Source organism: Dietzia sp. CH92 (assembly GCF_032248695.1).
Lineage (GTDB): Bacteria > Actinomycetota > Actinomycetes > Mycobacteriales > Mycobacteriaceae > Dietzia.
Genome location: NZ_JAVHXC010000002.1, coordinates 238,556 through 256,757, shown reverse-complemented (window position 1 = coordinate 256,757; position 18,202 = coordinate 238,556). Strand labels below are relative to the sequence as shown.

Below are 18,202 nucleotides of genomic sequence, written 5' to 3'. Positions count from 1 at the left end.
CCGCCCCCACAGACGCATCCGGAGGACTGATGACCACCAGCGCGAGGCCCCTACGCATCGGCAACGTCTCCGCGTCGCGGACCGACCGCGCCAGCGCGGCGGCGGAGTTCCTCGCGGCGGCGTCCCTGGACGTCCTCGCGCTGGACATGCTCTCCGACGAGGCGATGCTGGACCTCGCGGAGCAGCGGGCCGCGGGCGGGCCCGGGTACGAGCGCGCGGCCCTCGAGCAGATCGGTGAGTGCCTGGACCGGCTGGGCGCGGGCGGGGACGCCGCGGCCGCGGGCGGGTCGACAGGGGTGCGGATCGTCACCAACGCCGGTGCCCTCGACCCGGCCGGGCTCGCCCGCGACCTGCGGGCCCTCGCCGCCGAGAGGGGGGTGGAGCTCGCCGTGGCCCACCTCGAGCCCGGTGAGGTGACGGACCGGGCGGCCGCACTGGGGCTCGGGGAGGTGGACGTCGCCACCGTCCGACACGGGGCCTTCGGGATCGCCCGCGCGCTCGCGGCCGGCGCCGTCGTCGTCGTCACCGGGCGCGTCAGTCGCGAGGCCCTCGTCGCCGGCGCCGCGGCGGCCCACCACGGGTGGACACCGTCCGCCCTCGACGCCCTGGCCGGTTCCGTGGCGGTGGGGCACGTGCTCTCCGGCGGGCCCGGCGCCACCGGCGTCGTCGACTCCACCACCGACGTCACCCGGACGACCGACCCCGTCACCGGCGGCTACCCGATCGCCGAGATCGCCGACGACGGCTGCTCGGTGATCACGCGGCACCCGTCGGCGTTCGGCTCGGTCACGGTCGGCACCGTCACCGACCAGCTCCTCGACGGCGTCGCCGGCGCCCGGTACGCCGCGCCCGACGTCGTCCTGCGGCTCGACTCCCTCCGCCTGGCGCAGGAGGGCACGGACCGCGTCCGCATCAGCGGCGCCCGCGGGGAGTCGGCGCCGCCCGTCGTCGCGGTGGTCGGGATGAGCCGCCGCGCCCACGGGGGCGCCGACGGCGCGCGGCCCGCCCGCGTGGCCCGCCCGCTGCCGCAGGAGGAGGCCGGGCACACGGTCGTCCTGCCCGACGGTGCGCGCGTGCGGATCCCCGTGCCGCCGGAGACCGCGCCGATCGGTCCGGGGGAGCTGCCGGTCCCGTGGTCGGCGGGGGCCGTCCCCGGCGGCGAGCCCGTCACCGCCAGCCTGGGGTCGGTGGCGAGCGTGCGCCGCGGCGTGGTGGGACGCGGGGTGAACATCGCGGTGTGGACGTGGGACGACTCGGCGTTCGCCTGGCTGGCGGGTGCGCTCACCCCGGAGCGGTTCCGCGAGCTGATCCCCGGGCTGGAGGGCATGGACACGCGGCTGTACCTGCTGCCCAACCTCCGTGCGGTCAACATCGTGGCGCGCCCCCCGCGGGGCGAGGCGCTGCGGCCCGGTCTGGGCGCCGACCTCGCCGCCACGCGCCTGGAGATCCCGGGCGAGCTCCTCGAGGTCGGGCCCTAGCGCGGCGCGCCCGAGGAGGGGCCCACACGCCCCGCCCCGGCCGGTCAGGCCAGCGCGCGCAGTTCGACCTTGCGGATCTTCCCCGTCGCGGTGCGGGGGATCGAGTCCACCACCACGACGTCGCGCGGCCGGTGCGACGAGGGGAGCCGCTCGGCGCCGAACTCCCTCACCGAGGCCTTGAGCTCGTCCTCGACCGGGGCGCCCTCGGCGGGCACGACCACCGCCACGACCACCTCGCCCCACGTCGGGTCGGGTCGCCCGACGCAGGCCACCTCCGCGACGTCCGGGTGATCCATGAGGACACGCTCGACGTGCAGTGACGAGACGTTCTCCCCGCCGGATTTCACGATGTCCTTGACGCGGTCGGAGAACCACACCACGCCCTCGGCGTCGATGCGCCCCAGGTCGCCCGAGTGGAGGCGTCCGCCCACGAACGCCTCGGCGTTGGCCTGCGGGTTGTTCCAGTAGCCCTCCATGACGGTCGGGCCGCGGTAGACGATCTCGCCGTCCTCGCCGGGCGGCAGGAGCAGGTCGGACCCGGGCTCGGCGATCCGGTTCTCGGCTATCGGGGTCGGGTAACCCCACGAGTCGGACTTGTCCGGGTTCAGCTCTGGCCACTGCATGACGGTGGCGGGCGTGCACTCGCTCATCCCCGAGGCCAGGACCATCCGCGCGTCGGGCAGCGCGGACTCGAGGCGCCGGCGCATCTCCTCGGACATCGGTGCCATGGCGTAGAGGAGGAACCGCACCGAGGACAGGTCGAGTCCCCGGTCGGTGCCGTCGGCGAGGGCCTCGAGCATGAGGGGCAGTCCCACGAGGTGCGTGGCGCGGACGCGGGCGATCGTGTCGGCGTACCCGACGGGGTCGAATCCCGGTAGGAGGTGGACCGTCGCGCCCATGGTGATCGCGGACAGCAGGACGCCGTTGAGACCGGCGGTGTGGAACAGGGGCAGGGGGCACACCGTCACCGACGGTTCCGCGCCCCAGTTCAAGCCGAACACCGCGCCGTTCCCCAGCGCGGCGACGGTCACCGCGAGGTGGGAGGTGAGCACGCCCTTGGGGCGGGAGGTGGTCCCGGAGGAGTAGAGGCACTGGACGACCTGACGGTCGCCGATCACGGTGTCCGGGTTCGAGTCGTCGTCGGCCAGCAGGTCGTCCCAGCCGATCAGCGTGGGGCCGTCAGGTGCGGCGTCGAGTCCGTCCGGGACCCCGCCGACGACGACGAGGGTCTCGATCCCGGGGAGGGCGGCCCTCGCCCCGAGGACCAGTTCGGCGAGTGAGCCGTGGACGACCACGATGCGGGTCCCCGAGTCGTTCAGGGCGTGCGCGATGTTCTCCAGCCCGGACAGCAGGTTGACGGGCAGGGAGACCATCCCGGCCTTGGCGGTCCCGAAGTAGGTGGCGACGAACTCCCGGCAGTTCGGCGACAGGATCGCGACCGGTTCGGTCTCGCGGATACCGTGCGCGGCGAGCCCGTGCGCGAACCGGTTGGAGAGGGATTCGAGCTCGCGGTAGGACCACGCGCCGGAGTCGTCCGTGAGGGCGGTGCGGTCCGAGAACGTGGCGGCGGCGCGGGTGGGGATGTCGCCGACAGAGCAGCGGCGGGCCAGGGCGTGGTCGGTCGGGTCGATGCCGGTGGGATCGAGGCGCACGGTGTCTCCAGGGGTCGGGGGAGGGGTGGGGGATCCGGGGCTGTGTGACGCGGATCACCGTAGGGTGAGCCTCGCAGAGGGTGCGGGAGAAAGCAAGCAATCATGCTTGCTTTATTTGGGGCGGGGTGTCATCGTGATCACATGAGCAACCCTGAGACCTCCGTCACGGAGGATCCGCACGCGGCTCTCGCCGCGCTCAGCGCCCGGGTGGACGAGCTCGTCGAGGCCGCGGGCGTCGAGGGCTGGAACACCGACACCCCCGCCGAGGGCTGGGACATCGCCATGCAGATCGCCCACCTGGCCTGGACCGACGAGGTGTCCGTCACCGCCATCCGCGACGCGGACGCCTTCGGGACCGTCGTCGAGAAGGCCGTGGCCGACCCGACCGGGTTCGTCGACGCCGGCGCGGCCGAGATCGCGGCCACCGGCCGCGACGAGGTCCTCGCGCGCTGGCGCCTGGCCCGCGGTGAGCTCGCCGACGCGCTCAAGGCCGCGGATCCGGGGGAGCAGATCCCGTGGTTCGGTCCGCCCATGCGACCCAGGTCGATGGTCACCGCGCGGATCATGGAGACCTGGGCCCACGGCATCGACGTGGCCGACGCGCTCGGTGTCGACGTCTCCGGCGACCCGGCCTTCACCGGGGCGCTCCCGCACGTCGCCCGGCTGGGGTTCAAGACGCGCGGGTTCGCCTACCTCATGAACGGCCGCGAGGCCCCCGCCTCGGACGTACACGTGGCGCTGACACTGCCCGACGGGACCGACCTCGAGTTCGGACCCGCCGAGGCCGACCAGCGCGTCACCGGGCCGGCTCTCGACTTCTGTCTGCTGGTCACCCAGCGCGTCCACCGCCACGACACCGCCCTCGAGACGGTCGGCGCGGACGCCGAGGAATGGCTGCGCATCGCCCAGGCCTTCGCCGGACTGCCGGGCGGCGGCCGCGAGAAGGGAGCACGGGCATGACCGGATCCACCACGCCGGCGCCGCTGCGCGTCGGCCCTGAGTCGACGGTGCCTCCGCTCCGCGTCGGCAACATGTCGGGGTTCTACGGCGACCGCATCTCCGCGATGCGCGAGATGCTCGAGGGCGGCGAGCTCGACGTCCTCACCGGCGACTACCTCGCCGAGCTCACCATGCTCATCCTCGGTCGTGACCGGATGAGAAGCGCCGAGCTCGGCTACGCCAAGACCTTCCTGCGCCAGCTCGAGGACTGCATGGCGCTGGCACTGGAGAAGAACGTGACGATCGTCGCCAACGCGGGCGGACTCAACCCCGCCGGGCTGGCGGGGGCGATCCGCGAGCTCGGGACGCGGCTCGGGCTGTCGCCGGCCGTCGCGCACGTGGAGGGCGACGACCTCATGAGCCGGGTCTCCGACCTGGCCGTCCCGGCCGACGCCGGGGTGCCCGTGACGGCCAACGCCTACCTCGGCGCGTTCGGCATCGCACGCTGCCTCGACGCCGGCGCCGACATCGTCGTGACCGGCCGCGTCACCGACGCCTCGGTGATCGTCGGCCCCGCCATCAGCCACTTCGGCTGGGGCCGCGACGACCTCGACGCGCTCGCCGGCGCCACGGCCGCCGGGCACGTGATCGAATGCGGCACGCAGGCCACCGGCGGCAACTACGCCTTCTTCAACCGGGGTGAGATCGCCGACCCCGTCACGCCGGGCTTCCCGATCGCCGAGATCGCCGCCGACGGCACGTCGGTCATCACCAAGCACGCCGGCACGGGCGGCGCCGTGACCGTCGGCACCGTCACCTCGCAACTGCTCTACGAGGTCACCGGCGCGCGCTACGGCGGCCCCGACGTGGTCACCCGCCTGGACACGGCGGTCCTCGACCAGGAGGGCCCCGACCGCGTCCGCATCTCCGGGGTCGTCGGCGAACCGGCCCCGCCCACCACCAAGGTGTCGGTCACGTGCCTCGGCGGCTTCCGCAACGAGGTCACGTTCCTGCTCACCGGTCTCGACATCTCCGACAAGGCCACGCTGGTCGAACGGCAGTTCCGCGCGGGACTGGAGCGCGAACCCGCCGAGCTGGACTTCCGGTTGCACCGGACCGACCATCCCGACGCCGACACCCAGGCCGCGGCGACCGCGATGCTCACCATCGTCGCCTGGGACCCCGACGCCGACGTCGTCGGCCGCGCGTTCTCCGACGCCGCCGTCGCCATGACCCTGTCGAGCTATCCCGGCGCCACCCCCAGCGGCCCGCCCGGCCGCGGCGGCCCCTACGGGGTTTACATCCCCGCCTACCTGCCCCAGACCGAGGTCCCGCACGTCGCCGTGCTGCCCGACGGCACCCGCGTCGACATCGAGCCCCCCGCCCGGACCGAGGAGATGGGCGACGGCCACGCCTCCGACGGACTCGGCGCGGACGGGGCACCGCTGCCCGCGTACACCGCGCCCGCCGGGACCACCCGGCGCCGCCCGCTGGGCGACGTGCTCGGTGCGCGCTCAGGCGACAAGGGCGGCACGGCCAACATCGGGCTGTGGGCCGGCGACGAGCAGGCCTACCGGTGGATGCTCGACACGCTCACCGTGGACGAGCTCCGCCGCCTGCTCCCCGAGACCGCCGGGCTACCGATCGAACGCTACGAGTTGCCGCGGATGCACGCGGTGAACTTCGTGGTCGACGGCCTGCTCGGCAAGGGCGTGGCCCACGGGTACCGCTGGGACCCGCAGGCCAAGGGCCTGGCCGAGTGGCTCCGCTCCCGCCACGTCGAGATCCCCGACTCCGTCACCGCCCCCGTCGCCGCAGGTACGGGCGCACCCACCGCCACCGCAGACGCCGCCCCCGCGGCCACCGAGGAGAACGCGTGACCATCCCACGCAGTACCGCCCCCACCGCCCCACGCCGTACCGCCCCCACCGTCCCGCCCCATGTACCCGGGGACCCCTGGTACACCGACGAACGTCTCGCGCTGCGCGAGACCACGACCCGCTTCGCCGAGCGGGAGATCCTGCCGCACCTCGACGAGTGGGAGGCCGCCGGCTCGATCCCGCGCGAGCTGCACCGCAAGGCAGGGGACCTCGGCCTGCTGGGGGTCTCCTTCCCGGAGGAGGTCGGCGGCGGCGGGGGAGACATGCGCGACTCGATCATCGTGTGCGAGGCCCTGCACGAGGCCGGGGTCTCCGGAGGCGTCTTCGCCTCACTGTTCACCTGCGGGATCGCCACCCCCCACCTCGCGCAGTCGGGGCGGCCGGACCAGATCGACCGCTGGGTCCGGCCCACGCTGGCCGGCGAGCTGATCGGCTCGCTGGCCATCACCGAGCCCGGCGGCGGTTCGGACGTCGGGCGACTGACCACCAGCGCCCGCCGGGACGGTGACCACTTCGTCGTCAACGGGGCCAAGACGTACATCACCTCCGGGACCCGCGCCGACTTCGTCGTCACCGCGGTGCGCACCGGCGGCGAGGACCTCAGGGGCGCCGCCGGGGTCAGCCTCCTGGTCATCCCCACCGACACGGAGGGCTTCCACCGCTCGGCGCCGCTCGACAAGCTCGGCTGGCGGGCCTCCGACACCGCCGAGCTCACCTTCACCGACTGCCGGGTCCCCGTCGAGAACCTCGTCGGCGCGGAGAACGACGGGTTCGCGCAGATCGCGATCGGGTTCGTGGGGGAGCGGATCGCCCTCGCCGCCCAGGGCTACTCGCACGCCCAGCGCTGCCTCGACCTCACCCTGGCGTGGGTCCGTGAGCGCGAGACGTTCGGGCGACCCCTGCTCTCGCGCCAGGCCGTGCAGAACACGGTCACGGAGATGGCCCGGCGCATCGACGTGGCCCGCACCTACACGCGTCGCTGCGCCGACCTCGCCGTGGCCGGCCACGACGCCATCGCCGAGGTCTGCTTCGCCAAGAACACCGCCGTCGAATGCGCCGAATGGGTGGCCAATCAGGCGGTGCAGCTCCACGGCGGGCTCGGTTTCATGACCGAGTCCGAGGTGAGCCGCCAGTACCGCGATGTCCGGCTGCTCGGCATCGGCGGCGGCACCACCGAGATCCTGACCACCCTCGCCGGACGACGTTTGGGGTACACGGCATGACGATTCTCCGTTCCACACTGGACACCACGAGCGCCGAGTTCACCGCGGCGAGCAAGGCCATGGAGGGCAAGCTCGACCAGCTCGCCGCCGACCTCGAGCCGGCGCTGGCCGGCGGCGGCGAACGCAAGGTCGCCCGCCACCGCGAGCGCGGCAAGTTCACCGCCCGCGAGCGCATCGACATGATCCTCGACCGGGAGTCCCCGTTCCTCGAACTGTGCGCGCTCGCCGCGTGGGGCTCGGACTTCCAGACCGGCGCCTCCGTGGTCGCCGGGATCGGTGTCGTCTCCGGCGTCGAGTGCCTGCTCATCGCCAACGACCCCACGGTCAAGGGCGGCACCTCCAACCCGTGGACCCTGCGCAAGATCCTCCGGCTCAACGACGTCGCCATGAAGAACCGCCTCCCGGTCATCAGCCTCGTGGAGTCGGGCGGCGCGGATCTGCCCACGCAGAAGGAGGTGTTCGTCCCCGGCGGCGCACTCTTCCGCGACCTCACCCGCCTGTCCAAGGCCGGGATCCCCACCATCGCCGTCGTCTACGGCAACTCCACCGCCGGCGGGGCGTACGTCCCGGGCATGAGCGACCACGTGGTCATGATCGAGGAGCGGTCCAAGGTCTTCCTGGCCGGCCCGCCCCTGGTCAAGGCCGCCACCGGGGAGATCGCCGACGAGGAGACGCTCGGCGGCGCCGACATGCACGCGCGGGTCTCCGGACTGGCCGACCACCTCGCCGTCGACGAGGCCGACGCCGCGCGGATCACCCGCGGCATCGTCCGTCGCCTCAACTGGTCCAAGGCGGGGCGCACCCCGCGCGCCGACGTCGTCGAGCCGCTCTACGCCACCGACGAACTGCTCGGGATCGTCCCCGAGGACCTCAAGATCCCGTTCGACCCGCGGGAGATCATCGCGCGCATCGTGGACGGCTCGGACTTCGACGAGTTCAAGCCGCTCTACGGTTCGAGTCTGTGCACCGGCTGGGCCGAGATCCACGGATACCCGATCGGCATCATCGCCAACGCCCGCGGCGTGCTGTTCAGCGAGGAGGCGCAGAAGGCCACCCAGTTCATCGAACTGGCCAACCGCTACGACACCCCGCTGCTGTTCATGCACAACACCACCGGCTACATGGTCGGGTCGGAGTACGAGCGCGGCGGCATCATCAAGCACGGGGCGATGATGATCAACGCCGTCTCCAACTCCGAGGTCCCGCACCTGTCCCTCATCACCGCCGCGTCCTACGGGGCCGGCCACTACGGCATGTGCGGTCGGGCCTTCGACCCCCGGTTCCTCTACACCTGGCCCAGCGCGAAGTCGGCGGTCATGGGCGGCCAGCAGCTCGCCGACGTCGTCACCTCGGTCGCGGCCGCGGCCTCGGCCGCGCGCGGCGAGGAGATGGACCCCGAGACCGTCGAGGGACTCAAGGCCGCGATCGCCGACCAGATCGAGAAGGAGTCCCTGCCGGCCTTCCTGTCCGGGATGCTCTACGACGACGGCGTCATCGACCCCCGCGACACCCGGACGGTGCTGGGCCTCAGCCTGTCCGCGATCCACTCCGGAGACGTCGCCGGAACCGACCGCTTCGGCGTCTTCCGGATGTGAGGAACACGATCATGCATACTTCCCCGACCCCGTCACCCATCACCTCCGTCCTGGTGGCCAACCGCGGCGAGATCGCCCGCCGCGTCCACCACACCGCCCGCGCGCGCGGCATGACCACCGTCGCCGTCTTCTCCGACGCCGACGCGGGCGCACCCCACACCCGCGAGGCCGACGCCGCCGTCCGCCTGCCCGGCAACACCCCGGCGGAGACCTACCTGCGCGGTGATCTCGTCATCGAGGCGGCCCGGGCCGCAGGAGCCGACGCCGTCCACCCCGGGTACGGCTTCCTGTCCGAGAACGCGGGGTTCGCCCGCGACGTGATCGACGCCGGCCTGACCTGGGTCGGCCCGCCGGTCGCCGCCATCGAGGCCATGGGCTCCAAGATCGAGGCCAAGAAGATGATGGCCGCCGCCGGCGTACCGATGCTCACCGACCTCGAGCCGGACGACGTCACCGAGGGAATGCTCCCGGTGCTGGTCAAGGCATCCGCCGGCGGCGGCGGCCGCGGCATGCGCGTCGTCCGCACCCTCGATTCGCTGCGGGACGAGATCGCAGCCGCCCGGCGCGAGGCCGCATCCGCCTTCGGTGACGACGCGGTGTTCTGCGAACGCTACCTCGAGCGCGGCAGGCACATCGAGGTCCAGATCATGGCGGACGCCCACGGGACCGTGTGGGCGGTGGGGGAGCGCGAGTGCTCCATCCAGCGACGCCACCAGAAGGTGATCGAAGAGGCCCCCAGTCCGCTCGTCGAGCGCACCCCGGGGATGCGGGAGAAGCTCTACGAGGCGGCGCGCGACGCCGCCGCCGCGATCGGGTACACCGGCGCCGGCACGGTCGAGTTCCTCGCCACCGACGACGGCGAGTTCTTCTTCCTCGAGATGAACACCCGCCTCCAGGTGGAGCACCCGGTCACCGAGGCGACCACCGGCCTGGACCTCGTCGCGCTCCAGTTCGACGTGGCCGCGGGCCTGCCGCTGCCGTCCGCCGAGCCCCCGGCCGCACACGGGTGGTCGCTCGAGGCCCGCCTGTACGCCGAGGACCCGGCCAACGACTACACGCCCGGCTCGGGGACGCTGTGGACGCTCGAGGTGCCCGGTGTCTCGTCCCGGTTCGAAGGACCGCACCGCCCGGGCATCCGCCTGGACAGCGGCGTCGAACCGGGCCCGGACGGAGCCCTCGTCGGAGTGCACTACGACCCCATGCTGGCCAAGGTGATCTCGTACGGACGTACCCGCGCCGAGGCCTGTGCCGCCCTGGCCGGGGCGCTGTCCCGGGCCCGGGTCCACGGCCTGACCACCAACCGCGCGCAACTCGTCCGCGTACTGCGCCACCCCGAGTTCGTCGCCGGCAACCTGTCGACCGCGTTCCTCGACGACCACGGCGCCGCGGCACTGGCCGCACCCCTCGCCGACGCCGAGGCGGTGCGGATCTCCGCGCTGGCCGCCGCCGTCGTCTCCGGCACCGCCGACCACGCCGCCGGACCCGTCGCCCTGGCCCAGCCCGGGTTCCGCAACGTCGGTCGCACGCTCCAGAAGCGGACCTACCGCGCCGCCGAGGACGAGGTCGAGGTGAGCTACCTGCGGGACCGTTCGGGCCCGCGCCCGGACGCCGACCTGTCGGACATCGTCCACATCGAGGAGGTCTCGGTCGACTCCGCGGTCCTCGCCGTCCGGGGCGTGCGACGGACGTTCACCGTCGCGCGGTACGAGACCCCGGGCGCGGACACCGTCGTCGAGGTCGACTCCCCGCTGGGGCCGGTCTCGCTCATCGAGCCGCCCCGCTACACCGACCCGGCCGCCGAGGTCGCGGCGGGATCGCTGCTCGCCCCCATGCCGGGTGCGGTCATCCGGGTGGCGGTCTCCGTCGGCGACGCCGTCACCGCCGGCCAGCCCCTGCTGTGGATGGAGGCCATGAAGATGGAACACACCATCTCGGCGGCCGTCGACGGCATCGTCACCGAGCTCCCCGTGGAGGTCGGCACACAGGTCGAGTCGGGAACGGTCCTCGCCGTCGTCACCGAACCCGGCACCGACACCGACACCGAACAGGAGTGACCACGATGACCGACATCTCACAGATCCCCAACCCCGTGATCGACACCGACGAGCAGGCCCAGCTGCGGAAGGTCGCCTACGACCTGGGCTCCCGGTACGGCATCGAGTACATGCGCGCCAAGTCCGACGCCGGTGAGACCACCGACGAGCTGTGGACCGAGGCCGGCAGGCTCGGCCTGCTCGGCGTGAACCTGCCCGAGGAGTACGGCGGGGGCGGCGCCGGGATGACCGAACTCGCGATCGTCGAGGAGGAGCTCTCGGCCGCCGGTGCCGGCCTGCTCATGATGGTGGTCTCGCCCGCCATCAACGGCACGATCATCTCGCGCTTCGGCACCGAGGAACAGAAGAAGCGCTGGCTGCCCGGCATCGCCTCGGGCGAGACCATCACCTCGTTCGCGATCACCGAACCCGACGCCGGGTCCAACTCGCACGCCATCACCACCACCGCCCGCCGCGACGGGTCCGACTTCCTCATCACCGGGCAGAAGACGTACATCTCCGGCGTCGACCAGGCCGACGCCATCCTCGTGGTGGCCCGGCTCGAGGGCTCCACCTCGGGTCGGCTCGAGCCGGCGCTGTTCATGGTGCCCACCGACGCACCGGGACTGGAGAAGACCCACATCCCCACCGAGGTGCGCACCCCCGAGCGGCAGTTCCAGCTCTACTTCGACGACGTCCGCGTGCCCGCCGAGGCGCTCATCGGGGACGGCGACACCGCGTTGCTCATGCTCTTCGCCGGCCTCAACCCCGAGCGCATCATGGCCTCCGGCATGGCGTGCGGCACCGCCCGCTTCGCGATGGACCGGGCCACGAAGTACGCCAACGAGCGCGCGGTGTGGAAGACCCCCATCGGCGCCCACCAGGGCGTGGCGCACCCGCTCGCGCAGTGCAAGATCGAGCTCGAACTCGCGCGGCTGATGATGCGGAAGGCCGCCGCCCTGGTGGACGCCGGACGCGACGACCTGGCCGGCGAGGCGGCCAACATGGCCAAGTACGCCTCCGGCGAGGTCTCCGCCCGCACCGTCGACCAGGCCATCCAGACCCTCGGGGGCAACGGCCTGTCGGTCGAGTACGGCCTCGCGGGCATGTTGGCCGCGTCCCGGCTGCCGCGGATCGCCCCGGTCAGCCGGGAGATGATCCTCAACTACGTGGCCCAGCACTCGCTCGGGCTGCCCAAGAGCTACTGAAGGGGCGCGCCATGACCGAACAGCCCACGGGCGGGACGACCACGGACGCGCGGACGCTGGTGCGCTACGAGGTCGCGGACGGCGCGGCCCGTCTGACCCTCGACTCCCAGCACAACCGCAACGCGATCTCCACCGCGCTCGTCGAACAGCTCCACGCCGCACTCGACCGCGCGGCGGGCGAGGACGCCGCACGCGTGGTGGTGCTGGGGCACGCGGGCGGGACGTTCTGCGCCGGGGCCGACCTCTCGGAGGCCTCGACCGCCGGTGCGGAGACCGGCCCGGAGGAGCAGGCGGCCGAACGGACGCGCGTCTTCCTCGGCCTCCTGCGCGCGATCGTCGCCCACCCCAAGCCGGTGATCGCGGCCGTCGACGGACACGTCCGGGCAGGCGGGATGGGGTTGGTCGCGGCATGTGACCTCGCGCTGGCGGGGCCGGCGTCGACGTTCGCGCTGACCGAGGTCCGACTCGGTCTCGCCGCGGCCATGATCTCGGTACCGCTCGCCGCGCGTGTGCGCTCCCGGGACCTCACCCGGGCTCTGCTCACGGGCGAGAAGTTCGACGCCGCCCACGCGCGGTCCATCGGACTGCTCACCGAGGCGGTCGAGGACCTCGACGCCGCCGTCGGCGAGCTCGTCGCGGCGTTCCGACCCTGTTCCCCGCAGGGGCTGAGGGAGAACAAGGCCCTCCTCGCGGGCCCGGTGCTCGCCGAGCTGGACGCCCGGGGTGACGAGCTGGCCGGCATCACGGCCCGCTTGTTCGGGACCCCCGAGGTCGCCGAGGGGATGACGGCGTTCCTGGAGCGGAGACCACCCTCGTGGGCGGCCCGGTCAGAGTAGGTTGGAATGTGACACTGGTCAGGTGACCGGTGTCACATCACCCTTTTTCATCCGAGGAGACGCGAATGCGCACCAAGGCCGCCATCATCCGGGAGCCGAAGCAGGACGGCTGGGAGATCGTCGACGTCGACATCGACGACCCCAGGGCCGGAGAGGTCCAGATCAAGTTGGCCGCGTCGGGCCTGTGTCACTCCGACGAGCACCTGCTCACCGGCGACCTCCAGTTCGAGTCGTACCCGATCATGGGAGGCCACGAGGGCGCCGGCGTGATCACCAAGGTGGGGGAGGGCGTGATCGGTCTCGAGGAGGGCGACCACGTCGTCCTGGCCTTCATCCCCGCCTGCGGCACCTGCCCGCCCTGCTCGGAGGGGCTGCAGAACCTGTGTGACAACGGCGCGGGCCTGCTCTCCGGGCGGGCGATCAGCGACGGCGGATTCCGTGTCCACACCGCGGACGGCACCGACGTGGCCACGATGTGCGTCCTCGGCACCTTCGCGCCCTACGTCACCGTCCACCAGTCCTCCGTCATCAAGATCGAGAAGGACATCCCGCTGGACAAGGCCGCCCTGCTCGGATGCGGCGTCTGCACGGGATGGGGGTCGGCCACCGAGATCGGCGGCGCCAAGGAGGGCGACATCGTCGTGGTGGTGGGAGTCGGCGGCATCGGCATCAACTCGGTGCAGGGTGCGGCGACGGCCGGCGCCCGTGCGATCGTCGCGGTCGACCCGGTCGAGTTCAAGCGCGAGAAGGCCCTGGAGTTCGGCGCGACGCACACGTGTGCCTCGATGGACGAGGCGATGGCGCTGGTCGGTGAGATCAGCTGGGGACGGATGGCCGATCTCGTGATCCTCACCATGGGGGTCGTCGAGGGCAAGGACCTCCTCCCGGGGTTACTGCTCACGGGCAAGGGGCGACGCTGCGTGGTGGTGGGCCTCGGCGACATGAACGCCGTCGACGCCCAGATCTCGATCCTCGACCTCGCCATGCAACAGAAGACCCTCCAGGGCGCTATCTTCGGCGGCACCGGTCCCCGCAAGCAGATCCCCCACCTGCTGCACCAGTACCGGGCGGGCAATCTCAAGCTGGACGAGCTCATCACCCGGACGTACCGGCTCGAGGAGATCAACCAGGGCTACCAGGACATGCGGGACGGCAAGAACCTCCGCGGTGTGATCATCTACGACGAGCAGGACTGGTAACAGGAGGACGGATGACGGCACCAGAGCAGCGCGTGCCCAAGCAGGACCGGAGCCGCATCACGCGGGAACGGCTGCTCGGTGCCTCCATCGATCTCCTCGCCACGCAGGGCTGGGCGGCGACCACCGTGGGCGCGGTGGCCGCCGCCGCCGGCGTCTCACGGGGCGCCGCCCAGCACCACTTCCCGACGCGGGAGGACCTCATCACCGCCGCGCTCGGCCACATGATCGAGCAACGGATCTCCGACGTCCGCCGGGGCGGACTCGACCTCCCCGACCCGGGGCCGGAGCGCACCGTCGCCGTGGTGAGGTTCATCGTCCAGCACTACACCTCGGACCTGTTCAAGGCCGCGCTCCACGTGTGGACCGCCGCCGCCAGCGACCCGGTGCTGCGAGACCGCGTCCTGCCCCTCGAGAACCACATGTCCCGCGAGGTCCTCGCGATCGCCGCCGCGGCACTACGCCGCGACGCCGGCGACGTCCGCGTGCGACGCAGCCTCCAGACCACCCTCGACCTCGCGCGCGGGCTGGGGCTCGCGGACGTGTTGTCCGACGACTCGGAGCGGCGCGACAAGATCGTCCGCTTCTGGGCGCAGACCCTCGACTCCGTGCTCGCCGACACTCCCGAGGTGCCCGGCGGCGAGGCCGAGAACGGCCCATTTTGACCGCTGCTCCGGTGGGCGGTTAGGCTTGACCATCGTGCTCGCAGTATGCGAGCTGGAGGATCGTGCCCTGTAGGCCAGCGAGAGCGGCTGACGAGGTCGCCCGTGCGCGGCGACAGGTGCACGAGAGCCCGGATACGAGCAACGTCCCGCCAGACCGGTGGTCGCCCCGCACGGAGGCCGCCAGCTACAGAAAGACGGTTCATGCCAACCATCAACCAGCTGGTCCGCAAGGGCCGCCAGGACAAGAAGTCGGCGACGTCGACGGCTGCCCTCAAGGGTTCGCCTCAGCGTCGCGGGGTGTGCACCCGCGTGTACACCACGACCCCCAAGAAGCCGAACTCCGCGCTCCGTAAGGTCGCCCGTGTGCGCCTGACCAGCGGCGTCGAGGTCTCCGCCTACATCCCCGGCGAGGGCCACAACCTGCAGGAGCACTCGATGGTGCTCGTGCGCGGCGGTCGTGTGAAGGACCTCCCGGGTGTCCGTTACAAGATCATCCGCGGCTCGCTCGACACCCAGGGTGTGAAGGACCGCAAGCAGGCCCGCTCCCGCTACGGCGCCAAGAAGGAGAAGTAATGCCTCGTAAGGGTCCCGCCCCCAAGCGCCAGCTCATCAACGATCCGGTCTACGGGTCGCCGCTGGTCACCCAGCTCGTCAACAAGATCCTCCTGGACGGCAAGAAGACGACCGCCGAGCGCATCGTCTACTCCGCGCTGGAGATCTGCCGCGAGAAGACCGGGACCGACCCGGTCATCACCCTCAAGAAGGCCCTGGACAACGTCCGGCCGGCCCTCGAGGTCCGCTCCCGTCGCGTCGGCGGCGCCACCTACCAGGTGCCCGTCGAGGTCCGCCCCGGACGGTCGACGACCCTGGCCATGCGCTGGCTGGTGACGTTCTCCCGGCAGCGTCGCGAGAACACGATGGTCGAGCGGCTCGCCAACGAGATCCTCGACGCCTCCAACGGCCTGGGTGCCGCGGTCAAGCGCCGCGAGGACACCCACAAGATGGCCGAGGCCAACCGGGCGTTCGCGCACTACCGCTGGTGATCCGGTGGGGCCCTGGTGGGGCGGCGTCGGAGCCGACCCCCCCGGCCAGGGTCCCGCGGTCACCCGCCGGGTGGCATCATTGAACAAGGCCCGTACCGGCCGCACCGAGTGCGGGTACCGGCAGCAAAACCGACCCGGTTCGGACGGTCGACAGCGACCGCACGGGCCACCGACGACTCACAATCGGGAGAATCCGTGGCACAGGACGTGCTGACCGACCTCAACAAGGTCCGAAATATCGGCATCATGGCGCACATCGACGCCGGTAAGACCACCACGACCGAGCGCATCCTGTTCTACACGGGTGTCAACCGCAAGGCCGGCGAGACCCACGACGGCGCGTCGACCACCGACTGGATGGAGCAGGAGAAGGAGCGCGGCATCACGATCACCTCGGCCGCGGTGACCTGCTTCTGGAACGACAACCAGATCAACATCATCGACACGCCGGGCCACGTCGACTTCACCGTGGAGGTGGAGCGTTCGCTCCGCGTGCTCGACGGTGCCGTCGCCGTGTTCGACGGCAAGGAGGGCGTCGAGCCCCAGTCGGAGCAGGTCTGGCGCCAGGCCGAGAAGTACGACGTCCCCCGCATCTGCTTCGTCAACAAGATGGACAAGCTGGGCGCGGACTTCTACTACACGGTCCAGACCATCATCGATCGCCTCGGCGCCAAGCCGCTGGTCCTGCAGCTGCCGATCGGCGCGGAGGACCAGTTCGACGGCATCGTCGACCTGCTCACGATGAAGGCGCACGTCTGGCCGGGCAAGACCGAGATCGGCGCCGACGCGCAGATCCAGGACATCCCGGCCGAGCTCCAGGAGAAGGCCGAGGAGTACCGCGAGAAGCTCCTCGAGACCGTCGCCGAGAGCAGCGAAGAGCTCATGGAGAAGTACTTCGGCGGCGAAGAGCTCACCCTTGACGAGATCAAGGCGGCCATCCGCAAGATGACCGTCAACTCCGAGGTCTACCCCGTCCTGTGCGGTTCCGCGTACAAGAACAAGGGCGTCCAGCCGATGCTCAACGCGGTCATCGACTTCCTCCCGACCCCGCTCGACATCGGCGAGGTCCACGGCCACAAGGTCGGCGACGAGGAGACCGAGATCCTGCGCAAGCCGTCCAAGGACGAGCCGTTCTCGGCGCTGGCGTTCAAGATCGCCGTCCACCCGTTCTTCGGCAAGCTCACCTTCGTGCGCGTCTACTCGGGTCGTGTCGAGCCGGGTGCCCAGGTCGCCAACTCGACCAAGGGCAAGAAGGAGCGCGTCGGCAAGCTTTTCCAGATGCACGCCAACAAGGAGAACCCGGTCGAAGAGGCCGTCGCGGGCAACATCTACGCGTTCATCGGCCTCAAGGACACCACCACGGGCGACACGCTCTGCGACCTGAACAACCAGGTCGTGCTCGAGTCGATGACGTTCCCGGACCCGGTCATCGACGTCTCCATCGAGCCCAAGACCAAGGCCGACCAGGAGAAGCTGTCGACCGCCATCCAGAAGCTCGCCGAGGAGGACCCCACCTTCTCCGTGCGTCTGGACGAGGAGACCGGTCAGACGGTCATCGGTGGTATGGGCGAGCTGCACCTGGACGTCCTCGTGGACCGCATGAAGCGCGAGTTCAAGGTCGAGGCCAACGTCGGTAAGCCGCAGGTCGCGTACCGCGAGACCATCAAGGGCTCGATCGACAAGTACGACTACACCCACAAGAAGCAGACCGGTGGTTCCGGTCAGTTCGCGAAGGTGCAGATCGCGCTGGCGCCGCTCGAGCAGGAGGCCGTCGAGGAGGGCTCGACCTACGAGTTCTCCGACAAGGTGACCGGTGGCCGCGTGCCGAAGGAGTACATCCCCTCCGTCGACGCGGGCATCCAGGACGCGATGCAGTACGGCATCCTCGCCGGGTACCCGATGGTCAACGTCAAGGCGACGCTGGTCGACGGTGCGTACCACGAGGTGGACTCGTCCGAGATGGCGTTCAAGGTCGCGGGCTCCATGGCCTTCAAGGAGGCCGCCCGCAAGTGCCAGCCCGTGATCCTCGAGCCGCTGATGGCCGTCGAGGTCGTCACCCCCGAGGACTACATGGGCGACGTCATCGGCGACCTCAACTCCCGCCGCGGCCAGGTCAACGCGATGGAGGAGCGCTCCGGCGCCCGCGTCGTGAAGGCCAACGTGCCGCTGTCCGAGATGTTCGGCTACGTCGGCGACCTCCGGTCGAAGACGCAGGGCCGAGCCAACTACTCGATGGTCTTCTCCCACTACGCCGAGGTTCCGGCGAGCGTGGCCAAGGAGATCATCGCCAAGGCGACCGGCGAGTGACCGGTACGGTCCCCGTCCGCACCCCGCGGACGGGGGCCGATGCCGGCGGCGCACGGTCGAACCTCCGGGTGGCCGCCGGTTCGTGCCCCACGGCACGATGAGTAAGATCAGATCCCACACAATGCAGTGCTCACCTCGACGGGTGGG

The 18,202-nt window shown here is 71.4% G+C and carries 14 protein-coding genes; 13 read left to right on the top strand and 1 reads right to left on the bottom strand.

Annotated elements, in window-relative coordinates; translation table 11 throughout:
• The first annotated feature begins 29 nt into the window (after positions 1-29).
• Positions 30-1,478, top strand: coding sequence for an acyclic terpene utilization AtuA family protein (locus tag RWK90_RS04605; RefSeq protein WP_314035241.1), 1,449 nt, complete (start codon positions 30-32; stop codon positions 1,476-1,478).
• A gap of 44 nt (positions 1,479-1,522) precedes the next feature.
• Here RWK90_RS04605 and RWK90_RS04600 read toward each other — a convergent pair whose 3' ends face one another.
• The gene (locus RWK90_RS04600; protein ID WP_314035239.1) at positions 1,523-3,130 is read right to left on the bottom strand and encodes a class I adenylate-forming enzyme family protein; all 1,608 of its coding nucleotides are present in this window, start codon (positions 3,128-3,130) and stop codon (positions 1,523-1,525) included.
• Between the two features lie 141 nt (positions 3,131-3,271).
• On the opposite strand from RWK90_RS04600, the gene RWK90_RS04595 reads away from it, so the two are divergent.
• From RWK90_RS04595 to fusA, 12 genes are all read left to right on the top strand, one after another.
• Positions 3,272-4,090: a TIGR03084 family metal-binding protein gene (locus tag RWK90_RS04595; protein ID WP_314035237.1), complete on the top strand. Its 819-nt coding sequence runs from the start codon at positions 3,272-3,274 to the stop codon at positions 4,088-4,090.
• Positions 4,087-5,949 carry an acyclic terpene utilization AtuA family protein gene (locus RWK90_RS04590; protein WP_314035235.1) on the top strand — a complete coding sequence of 621 codons (1,863 nt, stop codon included), beginning with the start codon at positions 4,087-4,089 and terminating at the stop codon, positions 5,947-5,949. The genes RWK90_RS04595 and RWK90_RS04590 overlap by 4 nt, the downstream gene beginning before the upstream one ends.
• Entirely contained in the window at positions 5,946-7,172 is a 1,227-nt protein-coding gene (locus RWK90_RS04585; RefSeq protein ID WP_396230266.1) for an acyl-CoA dehydrogenase family protein, read from the top strand. Before RWK90_RS04590 ends, RWK90_RS04585 begins: the two co-directional genes overlap by 4 nt.
• Positions 7,169-8,767 carry a carboxyl transferase domain-containing protein gene (locus tag RWK90_RS04580; protein ID WP_314035233.1) on the top strand — a complete coding sequence of 533 codons (1,599 nt, stop codon included), beginning with the start codon at positions 7,169-7,171 and terminating at the stop codon, positions 8,765-8,767. Before RWK90_RS04585 ends, RWK90_RS04580 begins: the two co-directional genes overlap by 4 nt.
• Positions 8,768-8,778: 11 nt before the next feature.
• Positions 8,779-10,821 carry a biotin carboxylase N-terminal domain-containing protein gene (locus RWK90_RS04575; RefSeq protein WP_314035231.1) on the top strand — a complete coding sequence of 681 codons (2,043 nt, stop codon included), beginning with the start codon at positions 8,779-8,781 and terminating at the stop codon, positions 10,819-10,821.
• 5 nt (positions 10,822-10,826) lie between these two features.
• Positions 10,827-12,008 carry an acyl-CoA dehydrogenase family protein gene (locus RWK90_RS04570; protein ID WP_314035229.1) on the top strand — a complete coding sequence of 394 codons (1,182 nt, stop codon included), beginning with the start codon at positions 10,827-10,829 and terminating at the stop codon, positions 12,006-12,008.
• Between the two features lie 11 nt (positions 12,009-12,019).
• Positions 12,020-12,844, top strand: a complete 825-nt coding sequence (locus RWK90_RS04565) for an enoyl-CoA hydratase family protein (RefSeq protein WP_314035227.1) — start codon at positions 12,020-12,022, stop codon at positions 12,842-12,844.
• Between the two features lie 65 nt (positions 12,845-12,909).
• Positions 12,910-14,043, top strand: coding sequence for an NDMA-dependent alcohol dehydrogenase (locus tag RWK90_RS04560; RefSeq protein WP_314035225.1), 1,134 nt, complete (start codon positions 12,910-12,912; stop codon positions 14,041-14,043).
• An 11-nt stretch (positions 14,044-14,054) separates the two neighbouring features.
• Complete coding sequence (locus tag RWK90_RS04555; RefSeq protein WP_314035223.1) at positions 14,055-14,705, top strand: TetR/AcrR family transcriptional regulator; 651 nt, start codon at positions 14,055-14,057, stop codon at positions 14,703-14,705.
• 201 nt (positions 14,706-14,906) lie between these two features.
• The gene (gene rpsL, locus RWK90_RS04550) at positions 14,907-15,278 is read left to right on the top strand and encodes a 30S ribosomal protein S12 (protein ID WP_007628148.1); all 372 of its coding nucleotides are present in this window, start codon (positions 14,907-14,909) and stop codon (positions 15,276-15,278) included.
• On the top strand, positions 15,278-15,748 hold the full coding sequence (gene rpsG / locus RWK90_RS04545; protein ID WP_007628146.1) for a 30S ribosomal protein S7: 471 nt from the start codon (positions 15,278-15,280) through the stop codon (positions 15,746-15,748). Before rpsL ends, rpsG begins: the two co-directional genes overlap by 1 nt.
• Positions 15,749-15,943: 195 nt before the next feature.
• Positions 15,944-18,055: an elongation factor G gene (gene fusA, locus RWK90_RS04540; protein WP_314035220.1), complete on the top strand. Its 2,112-nt coding sequence runs from the start codon at positions 15,944-15,946 to the stop codon at positions 18,053-18,055.
• Positions 18,056-18,202: the final 147 nt, after the last annotated feature.